Source organism: Hyphomonas beringensis (genome assembly GCF_000682755.1).
GTDB classification, from domain to species: Bacteria; Pseudomonadota; Alphaproteobacteria; order Caulobacterales; family Hyphomonadaceae; genus Hyphomonas; species Hyphomonas beringensis.
In genome coordinates this window covers 1-12,758 of sequence record NZ_AWFF01000087.1, presented here as the reverse complement: position 1 = coordinate 12,758, position 12,758 = coordinate 1, and the positions used below count along the sequence as shown (strand labels likewise).

The window sequence follows — 12,758 nt, the reverse complement described above, 5'->3', positions numbered from 1 at the left end:
AACACATGAACAAGGGGCGCGGCCCCTAGTGGAGCGCGCAGCCATCCAGCGTGATGCGGTGCATTATGCGGCGCTGGCCATGATAATCATTCAGCGCCCAATGCCAGGTGGAGCGATTGTCCCAAAAGGCGACCGAGCCCGGCTGCCACTGGAAGCGATAGGCATTCTCCTGCTGCATGGCGTGGGCATAGAGGCGCGAGAGCAGCTCTTTTGAGGCCTCATCACTTTTGCCGATGATCTTCACCGTAAATGCCGGGTTCACATAAAGCGCCTTCTTGCCGCTGAGCGGATGGGTGATGACCACCGGGTGCGTGACATCGGCCAGCACATCCGCCGCCGCCGCATTGCCGATACGTATCCCGCCAGCATCCGTGGTCTTGTAAAACGTGTCCTCTCCGGAGCCGAAGATATGCTTGGCGGAGTGAACGGCGCGCAGGCCTTCGATCTCTTTCTTCGTGGCATCGTCCAGCGTTTCATAGGCCCGGTACATGGAGGCGAACATCGTGTCGCCGCCGCTTTCCGGAAGCTCGCGCGCGACGAGGATGGAGCCCATGGCCGGTTCCTCATCATAGGAATGGTCCGTGTGCCAACCGCCGCCGATATTGTCTTTCTGGTCCTTCTCCTTCACGACCATGGCGATCTGCGGATAATCAGGGTGCGCGGCGAAGAAGCGGTTCACATTGATCGGTGCCCAGCGTTCGGCAAAGGCGATATGGTCGTCTTCGCTCAGATCCTGGTTGCGGAAGAAGATGACGCCATGATCGGCATAAGCCTGCCGGATCGCGTCAAATTCCGCATCGCTGAGGCGTTTCAGGTCAACGCCGGTAATCTCCGCGCCCACACCGGGCAAGGTCTCAATCTGCATGGTTTCCTCCCTTGCGTGCCATTTTTGGCATCTGCAGCCACCACTATAGAGGCTGTACGCAATGAGGAAATCCTTTCCTCTACGAGAGGGCCCATCAGGGCGTTGGCATCGCCCGCTCAATCAGGCGCACCTGATCGACGCCTTCTGCGATATCGCCATACATCAGCCCCTTGCGAGCCGGGTCCAGGCGTTGAAGGCAGAAGGCCTGAAACACGAAGTCCGGTGCAGAACCATGAAGCGCGGCGGCCTGCAAGGCGAGCGCCATATCCTGCGCAAAGGCGCGGGCACGGCCCTCATGCAGGCTGCCGGGCTGAAGATAGTCTGACAGACGCTGAATATGTGCATCATAGAAACCATGCGCCCCGACGGGCTTTTTCAGCTCTGCCTGCACGGCTTCAAGGCTGTCCGGCTCCCGCGAGAGGGCGCGCAGCACGTCCAGCGCGATGACATTGCCACTGCCTTCCCAAATCGCATTCAGCGGCGACTGACGGAAGAGACGCGGCATCGGGCCTTCCTCCACATAGCCCGCGCCGCCATGGCATTCGAGCGCCTCATAGACAAAGCCCGGCTGGCGCTTGCACACCCAGTATTTCGCAATTGGTGTGGCCAGCCGCATGAAGGCCGCCTCGTGCGCATTGTCTGCGGCGCGGTCCAGGCTGGCCCCGATACGCAGGGCGATGGCTGTGGCCGCTTCACTCTCGATCACAAGGTCTGCCAGCACGGCGCGCATGGCGGGCTGATCCTGCAGGGTCTTCTGGAACACACGCCGTTGGGAAGTATGCCACAGGGCCTGAACCAGCGCGGCGCGCATGCCACCGGTCGAGCCGAGAATACAGTCATAGCGCGTGTGCTGAACCATCTCGATGATGGTCCGCACTCCGCGCCCTTCCGGGCCGACGCGCCGGGCCCAGGCAGCATGATACTCAATCTCAGAGGATGCATTGGACTTGTCACCCATCTTGTCCTTCAGGCGCATGATGTGAATGCCATTGCGCGTGCCATCCGGGCGCCAGCGCGGCACCAGGAAACAAGTCAGCCCCTCTTCGGTATAGGCCAGCGTCAGAAAGGCATCGGACATAGGCGCGGAACAAAACCATTTGTGACCGGTCAGGATGTAATCCCCCTGCCCGTCCGGCACGGCGCGAGTTGTATTCGCGCGAACATCGCTGCCGCCCTGCTTTTCCGTCATCGCCATGCCAATGGTAACGCCAGTCTTCTGCTCTGCCGGCAGGAACCGTCCGTCATAGGAAGATGCCTTGACCCGGGGCACCCAGTCTTCGGCAACAGACGGCTCTGCCATCAGCGCCGGGACGCAGGCATAGGTCATGGACATGGGACATGTCACGCCAGCATCGGCCTGGTTCATCAGGATCATCATGGCGCCGTGCAACACATGGCCCGCCTGCGGCTGCGTCCACGCCCCGGCAGACAGGCCATTGTCCAGCGCCATGGCCATCAGCTTGTGATAGGCGGGGTGGAACTCCACCTCGTCCAGCCGGTGGCCGAACCGATCAAAGCTCTTCAGCTTTGGTGGGCTCTCCTGCGCCTGACGGGCCCATTCAAGCGTTTCAAACGCACCGCATTTTGCCCCGAACTCAGACAGGTGCCCGGCATGCACGCTGCACCCTGCCGCCTTGACCGCCCCTATCAAGGCCCGATCTGTGGCAAACAGGTTCACGTCGCCAAAGGGGGCGGGCTGGTTGGAGACGGTGTGCGTCTCCAGCTCTGCCTGCGGATGGTAATGCGTCATGCGGGTCTCCCTGCGGAGCGCTTACGGCCCCTCTGTCAGCAGTGTTGTATCACAATGCCAGCAGCCTTCCGAAGCGCCTGCGCCAATCGGGCTGCCCGGCGGCACGTCGACCGCAGGTGACACGGGCATCGCCGGCAGGCTCGGCCGGTCCAGATGCGCCAGCACGCGGCGGGCAATCTCGTCACGCGTGGCAACATCGACCGGGTCTGCCTTGCGCGAGCGTGAAACCACCCGACGGCCCAGCGCGCTGAGATAGGCATTGGTGCGGGCCGTTATTTCCGGCGTCGCCTGTCCACCCGCCGCCAGATCAATCAACATTGACACATAGCGCATCTGTTCGCGGCGCAGGATCTCTGCCTGGCGCGGCGTGTCAGCGCTCTCGAACAGGGCCTGCTCAATCTCGCGCAGCACGTCCTCATAGGTCAGGGCCTTCGGGTTGCGGCGTTCCTGCTCAACCAGACGGCCGATACGGGCGGGATTCAGCAAGGCGGTCAGTGTTTCAGTGGCGGCGGTGTCTGCGGCGGTCAGAAGATCAAACTGCGCGCCTGTTGTGCCGGGGAAATATTCCGCACCGCCACCGCCTGAGCCAAAGGATCCAAGCGCCGGTGTCAGCAGGTTCAGCGTGGCATCCGGCATGTCCAGCACGGCCGGGTCCAGCGTGGCGACCAGGGCTGTCAGAGCCCCGCGCTGCTGGTCAGCCGGCACAACCTTGCCGCGCTCACCGCCATCGCCCTTTTCGGAATAGCGGAAATCATATCCGCCAATCATCTTGGACGCTGCCGCGATCTCATAGCGATGGTAGAGATACACGGGCACAATCACGGCGCGCAGGTGTGACGTCGGCTGCCCTGCGCGCACGGAGTCGAGGCCAAACCGGTCCAGCGCCACCTTGCGCACCTGCATCGCCTCGATCAGCGCGGCCACCGGGTCTGCGCCATTGTCCCAGACACTGGCATAGGGGTTGGCCGTGCCGACGCCGCGTCCCTGAGGATCGTCCACAAAGCGCAGGCCGCTGGCATAGGCGGATTTCAGCAGATCACCGCCCGCCGCTTTTTCATCCGTGCCAGGCGCATACTGGCGATAGAGCCACATGGTGGAAACCTTGTCCCACACGCCGATGCCGGTGGCGTAGGCATCCGAGAAATCCAGATTGCCATCCTGACCAACCCAGACCAGCGGCGCAGGATAATCCATCACCGAGGCGCGATTGTTCGTAGACGCGGCAAAATTATGGGCAAAGCCCAGCGTATGCCCCACTTCATGCGCGGCCAGCTGGCGAATGCGGGAGAGGGAAATTTCTACCGGATCATCGGCTGCGCCGGTGCCGGTTTTGGATGCACCAGCCAGGCCTTCAAAGATCATCCGGTCCTGACGCACGCGCTGGCTGCCGAGGATGACATTCGCCTTCAGCATCTCCCCCGTTCGCGGGTCTGCCACGCCGCCACCATAGGACCAGCCGCGTGTCTGGCGGTGCACCCACTGGATCACATTGTAGCGCGCGTCCAGCGGATGCGCGCCTTCGGGCAGAACCTCTACGCGGTAGGAGTCCGGAAAGCCTGCGGCCTCAAAGGCCTCTGCCCACCAGGATGCGCCTTCGATCAGCGCATCACGGATTTCCTTGGGTGCGCCGGAGTCGACATAGAAGACAATCGGCTCTTTGGCCGGGCTGCTCTCTGCGGTCGGGTCCTGCTTTTCCAGGCGGAAGCGGCGCGCAAAGGCCTGACGCACCTGTCCGGACAGCGGCGCGGAGAAATCATAGAAGGGCATGTCGATGGTGCCGCTGCGCGGATCGAACATGCGCGGCGTATAGCCATCATCCGGCAGACGCACGAGGGACGTATGCTGTACCAGCGTGACAGAGCGCGGATCAGCCGCCGTGGCCCAGACCTCAGATTTCGGATCGTCGCTCGTCAGGGTCAGGAAGGCGTCAAACTCCACATTGTCCGGAAAGGCCAGCGCGGCGGAGACATCCGGCATGGACAGGCTCTGCGACAGCTGGAACGATCCGCCCTTCGGGTGTCGTCTCAAAGATGCCCGCACATCCAGGGCATCGCGTGTCAGGAAGCTGGACATATCGACCAGCAACTCGCCCTCGGCGCCGGTACCGATGATCTCGCCGGACCAGAGGAAACTCTGCGCGAAGGACTCACGCACCGATTTACGCTCGCGCGGATTGTCTGCTGTGGCACGGTAGGACCAGTTTTCCTGCTGGGCGACCAGCTTGTTGCCCATCTTGCGGAAGGCCAGGATGGCACCGCCATCGCCCAGGCCCCGGTCAAGGCCAATCGGGTTGGAGCCGAGCCCGGCCGTCAGGCCGCTGGAATGGATCGCCCGCAGCGAAACGCCGTCTTCATCCGGCGCCGGGAAAGCCGCCAGAACGCGCCCGCCATCGCTATCCAGATAGAGATCAACAAAGCCGTCCTTGTGGACAAGTTTGGCTGTCTCCTTTTCCCAATCCCCGGATTGCGCCGCCGCCACCGGAAGAATGAGCGCTGCCAGCAGCGAAACGACAAGTCCTTTGAAAGCCCGCACGAAATACCTCTCCCGATTTGAAAACATCGCCTGCACGGTGCCGCAGATCGCGGCAGGGTTCAAACTCTTTCCAGTGCAATCGCAGCAGGAAGCCTCTAACTGGAACCTGATCGCCCATCATGGATGCTTCCTGAGCAAGCCCGTCTGGCCGTATCCTGCGACGCAGCCTATATCTTTGGAAGCAAGGCGGCTGAAGGGAAGCATATATTATGGCGGACAATGATCAGATCGGCCTGCGCGAAGCGGTCTCCATAGGCATTGGCGGCATGGTCGGCGGCGGCATCTTTGCCGTGCTGGGCCTGGCGGCGGATCTGGCAAAGGGGGGCACGCCGGTCGCGTTCCTGTTCGCGGGCCTGATCGCACTCGTCACCTCCTACAGCTATGTGCACCTGTCGCGCGCCTATCCCGACCGGGGCGGCACGGTGCGGTTCATCAATGAGGGCTTTGGCAAAGGCGTTTTCAGTGGCGGCATCAACAATCTGCTCTGGGTCAGCTACATCATCATGCTGTCGCTCTATGCCTCCGCCTTCGGATCCTATGCGCCGAATTTGTGGTCCATTACCGGGAACACCCAGTTGGACACACACATTTATTCCAGCGCGATCATCGTCCTCGCGACGGCGGTCAATTATTACAGCATCAAGATTGTCGGCTCGATTGAATCCTTCGCCGTCATCATCAAGCTGATCATCCTGCTCGGCTTTGTCGGCATCGGCGCAGCGGGCCTGCCCGGCAATGCCAATCTCGGCCAGCTCAACATGGAGCATTGGGAATCCCCGCTCACTTTGGTGACGGCGGGCATGATCATCTTCGTGGCCTATGAGGGGTTTGAGCTGATCGCGAATGCCGCGCCGGACATCAAATCGCCTGAGAAGAACATCGCCCGCGCCTATTATATCTCGGTCATTTTCGTCATCCTGCTGTATCTGGCCATCGCGATCATCACCGTGGGCTCCCTGCCCTTTGACCAGATCAAGACCGCGCAGGATTATGTGCTGGCCGAGGCCGCCAAGCCGATGCTGGGCCAACTGGGCTTTACGATCATCACGATTGCGGCGCTGATCTCCACCTTCTCCGCCATCAATGCGTCGCTCTATGGCGGCAGCCGGGTCAGCTATGAGATCGCCGAGGATGATGAACTGCCGCATGAATTCACGGCGCAATTCTGGAACCAGCCGATCGGCCTGATGTTCACGACCCTCGCAACGCTGGTTCTGGTCAACACGCTGAAGCTGGAGAGCATCTCCACAACGGGCAGTATCGGTTTCCTGCTGATCTTCGCCATTGTGAATCTGGTCGGCATGCGGAAGGCTTCCGACATCAAGGGCTCAAAATGGATTCCCGGCTTTGGCGCCATTCTATGCTTTGCCGCATTGGCCGCCCTGCTCGCCCACAACTACCAGACGAGCAAGATCAATTTGCTGATCGCAGGCGGCATCATGGCAACCTGCTTTGGCGCGGAATGGATCTACAAGCGCAGAAAGAAAACCGGCGCGTCCGACTAGTCTTTCAGCATGTCCCGACTGATGATGACACGCATGATCTCGTTTGTGCCTTCCAGGATCTGGTGCACGCGCAGATCGCGCACGATACGCTCCACGCCATAGTCTGCCAGATAGCCATAACCGCCATGGATCTGCAGGGCGTCATTGGCCACCTTGAAGGCGGTATCCGTGACAAAGCGCTTCGCCATCGCGCACCAGCGCGTCGCGTCCGGCGCCTTGCCGTCTAGCCGGCCAGCCGCCTCGTACAGCATCACACGTGCCGCCTGCAGCTCTGTTTCCATGTCGGCCAGCTTGAAGCGCGTGTTCTGAAAGTCCGCAATAGGCTTGCCGAACTGTTCGCGTTCCTTGGCATAGGCAACGGCCTTGTCGAGGGCGAGTTGAGCGCCGCCCAGCGCGGCCGCCGCAATGTTCAGACGGCCGCCATCCAGCCCCGCCATGGCAAAGCGAAAGCCATGGCCTTCCTCGCCGATACGGTTGGCGGCAGGCACACGCACGCCGTCCAGCATCACCTGGCGCGTCGGCTGGCTCTTCCAGCCCATCTTGCGCTCATTCGCGCCAAAGCTGAGGCCGGGCGTGTCCTTTTCGATGATGAAGGTGGAAACGCCCTTGGCGCCATCATCGGACGTGCGCGCCATCAGCACATAGATGTCAGAGGTGCCCGCGCCGGAAATGAACTGCTTGGTGCCCGTGATGACATAGTCATCGCCGTCCCGCACAGCGCGCGTCTTGAGGCTGGCCGCATCGGAGCCTGCGCCCGGCTCTGTTAAGCAATAAGATGCGATCAGCTGCATGCTGGTGAGGCGCGGCAGCCAGGCCTGGCGCTGCGCATCGGAGCCGAACGTATCAATCATCCAGCTGGCCATATTGTGGATGGAAATGAACGCCGCCGTGGAGACATCGCCATAGGCCAGCTGTTCAAAAATCAGGGCCGCATCTGTGCGCGTCAGGCCGCTGCCGCCGACATCATCCCTCACGTAAATTCCGGCAAACCCCAGCTCGGCGGCCTGCTTGATCACGTCCACCGGAAAGTGGCTTTTCTCGTCCCATTCCTCAGAGTGTGGCAGCAGCTGATCCTCGGCGAACTTCCGCGCCATATCGCGGATCATTATTTGTTCGTCGGAAAACAATGCACTCATTGGCTTTTACCCTCATAATCGCCTAAGACGTCCCTTGGGAATTGAATGGGCTGGGTAGAAAGTCAATGCAAAGAGCGCTTGCCGGATACACAATCGGGAAGGCTTCCACATCTGATGTGGGGGCCCTGATCCTTATTGATCTCGCGGCAGGCCAGCTATTCGCCCCGACCGGCCTGTTGTCGGAAGAGGCTTTGCAAGACCATGTGCCGGACGAAATTCTGCACGCCGCCGCCGAAGCAGGAGACCTGTTCGTGGCACGTTTGCCAGATGAGACGCCGGTGGGATTCGCGCTGGTCTCGCTGCGCGGTGGCACGCTGTATCTGGACCAGTTGAGCGTACATCCAGACCATGGACAGCGCGGCATCGGCGGGGCGCTGGTTAACCATGTGGCGACCGAAGCCCGCCGCCGTAAACTGCGCCGGGTGACCCTGTCCACGTTCCGCGATCTGCCCTGGAACGGCCCGTTCTATGCCAAGCATGGCTTTCGCGAGATCAGTCACAACGACATGACAGACTGGATGCTGGAACTGGAGCAGATCCAGGCCGAGGATCTGGACGTGTCGAAACGCTGTTTCATGGTGCGTAAAATTGGCTGGTTGTAGCCGGCGCGATTTTGCACCACTTAATGCGGCATGACACACTTCCCGCAAACCTTCCCCGCCACCCGTCTGCGCCGCCTTCGGCAGAGCCCATGGGTACGTTCGCTTGTCGGCGAAAACACGCTGACCCCGGCTGACCTGATCTGGTCTGTCTTCGTGCATGATGGCGAGGGCCGCGTGCCGGTGGATAGCCTGCCGGGCGTGGACCGCCTCAGCGTGGATGAAGCCGCAAAAGCCGCTGTGCGGGCGAGAGAGCTCGGCATTCCGGCGATCGCGCTGTTCCCCTATATCGGGCCAGAGGGCAAGGACGAGACCGGCTCTGGCGCGCTGGACCCGGACGGGCTGGTCCCCCGCACGCTGCGCGCCATGAAGGACGCCGCACCGGAAGTGGGCCTGATCACCGATATCGCGCTGGACGCCTATACCAGCCACGGCCATGATGGCCTGCTGGATGATGATGGCACCATTCCGAATGATGCGACCACGGAGAAACTGGTGCAGCAGGCGCTGGCCCATGCCGCCGCAGGCGCGGATGTCGTCGCGCCGTCTGACATGATGGATGGCCGCATCGGCGCGATCCGCCAGGCTTTCGAGGATGAAGGCTTCACCAATATGATGATCCTGGCCTATGCGGCGAAATATGCGAGCGGCTTCTACGGCCCCTATCGCGATGCCATCGGCTCATCCGCCTCTCTCAAGGGAGACAAGAAAACCTATCAACAGGACCCGGCAAACTCTGACGAGGCGCTGCGCGAAGTCGCCATGGACCTCGCCGAGGGCGCGGACATGGTAATGGTGAAACCCGGTCTTCCGTATCTGGACATTGTCCACCGTGTCTCGTCCACCTTCGGTGTGCCGACGGTGGCCTATCAGGTGTCCGGCGAATATGCCCAGATCAAGGCCGCCGCCCAGAATGGCTGGATCGACGGCGACCGCGTCATGATGGAATCCCTCATGTGCTTCAAACGCGCCGGCGCAAGCGGGATCATCACGTATTTCGCAGAAGAAGCGGCGGTGAAGTTGGGGTGATGGAGTCTGGGGTGGGCGCAGAATGAGGCATAGGAATTAATGTCTTCGGCAACCGGAGTTGGCCCTAAGCACGCTCTAGTTTGGCCCATAGCCAACGACAAGAAAGTCCCGAAACCAGCCGTTAGCTTTTTATAGTTTGCGCAGTGGCGTTTTTGGCTGCGCGTACTACTTATAGCTGATGAAACGCATCGCAGAAAAACCGGAGGCATATTTAGCGACAGCGGCCAGAATGCTGGACGCAGAGAACATGACCGAAGCGGCAAGCGTTCTTCGCTCATCCAAGGTATCCGTAGAAGAAACTGGGTACGATAATTGGGACGGCGGAACACGAATCTGGACTATCTACTTAGAAATTGATCCTGCGGACTACGCCCAACTCGGCAGCGGAAGGGAAGTACTGCAGGGGCAGATCAAAAATCGTCTTGATCCAATCGTAGCGCAATTCAGTGGCGATTGGTTCAATGTGACATTAACCCCACGCACTTCGGTGGAGCCGGACTGGCGAGAGCAAGCAGGCGAAGTCTCAATGAGAGCACGGCGCAATATAGTCGATGGTCTTAAGCTTGATGAAGTGCATTGGTGCGGTAGGTTGAACGATGTTGATTTTCTGGGGCGCATATTCGACCTAGAAGCGCTTCCGTCGGACGATAGCCGCTTCAAAACGGCATCCGGCGACATCTGGCAGCATCGGATTAATAATTTCGATTGGGAAGACGACTGGATATACAGTGATAAACGTTTCGATTTGCTGGGCGGACCAACTGACACCTTCCTTCGATTTCTGTGTGAAATCGTTCACCCTGTAGTAAGACCTGATCGGAACGAAGCGCTGAAGCTAGTTGGCGAATTTAACGACCAACTTAGGCCTGAGGGATGGCAACTCGTTGAAGAAGAGAAGATTGCCGGTCGACCAAGATTCGTTCCACGCTCAGTAAAGCACTCAAGTGCACGTTCTTTCTCTAGGGCCCGAACTGTTGCCGATGCGCTAAATGCCAGCTGGATGCAAAAGGAAATAGAGCGCGCAGAGAATGCCATCGAAACCGATCCAGCATTAGCCATTGGCACCGCCAAAGAACTTTTAGAAAGCTGCTGTAAGAGCATTCTAGATCGACGCGATATTACAGTACCTAATGGTACTGACCTGCCGAAGCTCACAAAGATGGTGACCACTGAATTGCGGCTCGTGCCAGAGGGCATATCGAACGAGGCAAAAGGCGCAGAGACTATAAGGCTTATACTTCGAAATCTCTCAGCGTTGAGCCAATATCTTGCTGAGCTTCGCGGTCTGTATGGCTCTGGTCACGGACGAGATGGTAAGCACAAAGGATTGGAACCCCGACACGCGCGACTGGCCGTAGGGGCAGCTGTAGCTTTCATCGACTTCATGACTTCAACGCACCAAAAGCAAAGTGAAACTGAATAAGGGCTTTCATCATCTTTCACCTCGTTTTGCGCTCATTCGAGACACCGGGCGCAAAATGCCTAATGACCGCTTCCGGCGAATTTCCGCCTTTCATGACTTGAAACGCCAATATCTGCATTCGGGATATTGCTGACTACCACGCTCCCTCTTGCGCGTTGGCTTCGACATCTCTCAGCCCAGGCACGGCGAGTCCCTCCCGTGCAGACTCATCCTGAGCGAAGTCGAAGGATGAAGCGGCACGGATAGCGCTTCACTGTTTCACCCCGCCAGCCGCTCCAAATGCCTCAGCAGCATCTGAAGTGTCAGTTCCCTTGCGCGGCCTTCGGGCTTGCCGATCAGTTTGGCTGGAGAGGCAGGCTTCCGCGCCCGGCGTCTCCAGCTCTTCGGGTGGGCATTGACTACCAGACCTTCACGCCTCCCGCGCCTCGGCAGTGGCCGCTTTTTGACGGACCAGAAGGATCAGCGCGGCGATGGCACTGCCGAGCACCACCGTCGCCCAGACGCGGCTCAGCTCAAGCCCGCCCTGCGCGTAGGGCTTGTCCAGAAAATCCCCCACGACGGCCCCGAGCGGGCGCGTCAGTATGAAGGCGGCCCAGAACAGTGCAACCCGGTTGATCGATGTGCGGAACCAGGCCAGCGCGATCAGTGCGAGGAGTGAACCAAAGATCACAGCAGAGCCGAGATAACCGAGCGACCCATCTGCTATCCAATCGCCCAAAGCCGTGCCAAGCGTCTGCGAAAAAGTGATCGTTATCCAATAGAAGAGCTCGGCTCTCGGCTCGTGCACCGAACTGACCGAGACGGTGCCCAATGCCTTGCGCCAAACCAGCAAAGACGCCAGGACGGCCACCAGCAGGACGAGCGCTCCGCCCGGATAGCCGATCCCCATCGACCGGGTGGCAAAGTCAGCCATCGTCGTGCCGGCAGTGGTCGAGGCTATGATGGTTGCCCAATATAGCCATGCGTTGAACCGGTTGGCGCGGATCTGAGCGTATACCAGAAGCGCCAGAATGGAACCGAACATCGCCGTGCCGATCAGATAGCCGCTTTGCCAGAAAGAGGTAGACGCATTGGCCGTCGTCTCGCCAAGCCATGACATTGACACACTGTCTCCGGCTGTCTCGCCGAACGTGGTCGCCAGAATCTTGATGACCCAGAACCCGAAGGTGATCGCGGGTACTTTGGTCAATACGTCTTTATCGGTTTGAGTCACGCCTCAGCTCCTTGGTTGATCGAAATCCTGTGTCGCTGCTAAACCATGGCGCGTGGAAAAGCCCATAAGCGAGCGCTTAAAGCGGTCTTACTAAGCGGATGTCCTATGAAAAATGCTTCCCAAGGCGGCGCCCGCCATACGGCTCGGCTTCCTGAATTGTCGCTGATGCTTCCAATCGGGATCATGACGCTGCAACTCGTGGCGGCCGCTTTCTTTGTTGCAGATGGAATCGAAGACTGGATCGTGGCCAGCACAAATGGACTGAAGCTCGAACTCGCGATGGAAAGCGTGATCGCCATGGCATTGTTGACCGGCGTTATCCTGAGTTCCCGAAACATCGTTCAACTGACCCGCGATCTGCGCCGAAAGGAGCAGGCACTGGCACGGGCCCGGGGCGCTTTCGCAGAGCATATCGATCTGCGTTTCAAGGAGTGGGGCCTTACCAAAGGTGAGGGAGAGGTCGCGCTCTTCGCCCTCAAGGGCTGCGACGTGGCCGAGATTTCCCGGCTTCGCGGTGCGGCAGCCGGAACGATCCGATCACAGCTCAGCCAGATTTACGCCAAAGCCAACGTGAGCAGCCAGGCGATGCTGGTCTCCGTCTTCATCGACGACCTGCTCGACGCGCCATCAGCACCCGCCGCCAAACCGGCCCGGTCCTGACGCCTTCAGGCCCTCTTCACCCCGCCAGCCGCTCCAAATGCCTCAG

Annotated in this window: 10 protein-coding genes; 5 read left to right on the top strand and 5 right to left on the bottom strand. The window is 60.0% G+C overall.

Going from position 1 to position 12,758, the window contains the following annotated elements:
• Positions 1 to 25: 25 nt before the first annotated feature.
• The 3 genes from HY29_RS16235 to HY29_RS16225 form a co-directional block, all read right to left on the bottom strand.
• Complete coding sequence (locus HY29_RS16235; RefSeq protein WP_034798927.1) at positions 26 to 865, bottom strand: TauD/TfdA dioxygenase family protein; 840 nt, start codon at positions 863 to 865, stop codon at positions 26 to 28.
• A gap of 94 nt (positions 866 to 959) precedes the next feature.
• The gene (locus HY29_RS16230) at positions 960 to 2,615 is read right to left on the bottom strand and encodes an acyl-CoA dehydrogenase family protein (protein WP_034798924.1); all 1,656 of its coding nucleotides are present in this window, start codon (positions 2,613 to 2,615) and stop codon (positions 960 to 962) included.
• Between the two features lie 21 nt (positions 2,616 to 2,636).
• Positions 2,637 to 5,147 (bottom strand): zinc-dependent metalloprotease, encoded by a 2,511-nt coding sequence (locus tag HY29_RS16225; RefSeq protein WP_034799135.1) that lies wholly within the window; start codon positions 5,145 to 5,147, stop codon positions 2,637 to 2,639.
• A 209-nt stretch (positions 5,148 to 5,356) separates the two neighbouring features.
• On the opposite strand from HY29_RS16225, the gene HY29_RS16220 reads away from it, so the two are divergent.
• A complete protein-coding gene (locus HY29_RS16220; protein ID WP_034798921.1) occupies positions 5,357 to 6,652 on the top strand; it encodes an APC family permease in 1,296 nt (431 codons plus the stop codon).
• Here the strand turns inward: HY29_RS16220 and HY29_RS16215 are convergent.
• Positions 6,649 to 7,788, bottom strand: a complete 1,140-nt coding sequence (locus HY29_RS16215; protein ID WP_034798918.1) for an acyl-CoA dehydrogenase family protein — start codon at positions 7,786 to 7,788, stop codon at positions 6,649 to 6,651. The genes HY29_RS16220 and HY29_RS16215 overlap by 4 nt on opposite strands.
• Before the next feature lie 65 nt (positions 7,789 to 7,853).
• Between HY29_RS16215 and HY29_RS16210 the strand changes: the two genes are divergently transcribed.
• From HY29_RS16210 to HY29_RS16200, 3 genes are all read left to right on the top strand, one after another.
• Positions 7,854 to 8,390, top strand: a complete 537-nt coding sequence (locus HY29_RS16210) for a GNAT family N-acetyltransferase (protein ID WP_034798916.1) — start codon at positions 7,854 to 7,856, stop codon at positions 8,388 to 8,390.
• 30 nt (positions 8,391 to 8,420) lie between these two features.
• On the top strand, positions 8,421 to 9,416 hold the full coding sequence (gene hemB, locus HY29_RS16205) for a porphobilinogen synthase (RefSeq protein WP_034798914.1): 996 nt from the start codon (positions 8,421 to 8,423) through the stop codon (positions 9,414 to 9,416).
• Positions 9,417 to 9,594: 178 nt separating this feature from the next.
• Positions 9,595 to 10,839 (top strand): abortive infection family protein, encoded by a 1,245-nt coding sequence (locus HY29_RS16200; RefSeq protein ID WP_034798912.1) that lies wholly within the window; start codon positions 9,595 to 9,597, stop codon positions 10,837 to 10,839.
• A gap of 409 nt (positions 10,840 to 11,248) precedes the next feature.
• Here the strand turns inward: HY29_RS16200 and HY29_RS16195 are convergent, their stop codons facing one another.
• On the bottom strand, positions 11,249 to 12,052 hold the full coding sequence (locus HY29_RS16195) for a COG4705 family protein (RefSeq protein WP_034798910.1): 804 nt from the start codon (positions 12,050 to 12,052) through the stop codon (positions 11,249 to 11,251).
• A gap of 105 nt (positions 12,053 to 12,157) precedes the next feature.
• Here HY29_RS16195 and HY29_RS16190 point away from each other — a divergent pair, with 105 nt between their 5' ends.
• Positions 12,158 to 12,712 carry a helix-turn-helix transcriptional regulator gene (locus tag HY29_RS16190; RefSeq protein ID WP_206741988.1) on the top strand — a complete coding sequence of 185 codons (555 nt, stop codon included), beginning with the start codon at positions 12,158 to 12,160 and terminating at the stop codon, positions 12,710 to 12,712.
• Positions 12,713 to 12,758 lie beyond the last annotated feature (46 nt).

Coding starts and splice junctions, on each gene's coding strand:
- HY29_RS16235 (WP_034798927.1), bottom strand. CDS start 865: ATGCAGATTGAGACCTTGCCCGGTGTGGGCGCGGAGATTACCGGCGTT.
- HY29_RS16230 (WP_034798924.1), bottom strand. CDS start 2,615: ATGACGCATTACCATCCGCAGGCAGAGCTGGAGACGCACACCGTCTCC.
- HY29_RS16220 (WP_034798921.1), top strand. CDS start 5,357: ATGGCGGACAATGATCAGATCGGCCTGCGCGAAGCGGTCTCCATAGGC.
- HY29_RS16215 (WP_034798918.1), bottom strand. CDS start 7,788: ATGAGTGCATTGTTTTCCGACGAACAAATAATGATCCGCGATATGGCG.
- HY29_RS16210 (WP_034798916.1), top strand. CDS start 7,854: ATGCAAAGAGCGCTTGCCGGATACACAATCGGGAAGGCTTCCACATCT.
- hemB (WP_034798914.1), top strand. CDS start 8,421: ATGACACACTTCCCGCAAACCTTCCCCGCCACCCGTCTGCGCCGCCTT.
- HY29_RS16200 (WP_034798912.1), top strand. CDS start 9,595: ATGAAACGCATCGCAGAAAAACCGGAGGCATATTTAGCGACAGCGGCC.
- HY29_RS16190 (WP_206741988.1), top strand. CDS start 12,158: ATGAAAAATGCTTCCCAAGGCGGCGCCCGCCATACGGCTCGGCTTCCT.